The sequence below is a fragment of the Bacillus sp. GbtcB14 genome, assembly GCF_019091205.1.
Lineage (GTDB): Bacteria > Bacillota > Bacilli > Bacillales > Bacillaceae_G > Bacillus_A > Bacillus_A cereus_AG.
This window is the reverse complement of the sequence record NZ_JAGXJT010000334.1, coordinates 1-232: the sequence shown is the minus strand read 5'-3', so window position 1 is coordinate 232 and position 232 is coordinate 1. Positions and strand designations below refer to the sequence as shown.

Below are 232 nucleotides of genomic sequence, written 5' to 3'. Positions count from 1 at the left end.
GTATGTATGATTCATTCACAATCAATGGTAAAAGTGGGCATTTAATAGAGCCATTGTAAGTGAAAAAAGGTGACAAGATTCGACTTCGATTCGTTAATGCTGGTTATCTATGACATGATATCCATGTTCATGGTCATGATATAAAAGTGATTGCCACAGATGGCCAACCAATTAATGATCCAAAGGTTATAAAAGACCAAGCAATTTCAATCGCACCAGGTGAACGGTACGA

The 232-nt window shown here is 37.1% G+C and carries 1 pseudogene; it reads left to right on the top strand.

Going from position 1 to position 232, the window contains the following annotated elements:
* Window positions 1-232: pseudogene (locus KVT31_RS30060) on the top strand (multicopper oxidase domain-containing protein); the annotation flags it as partial.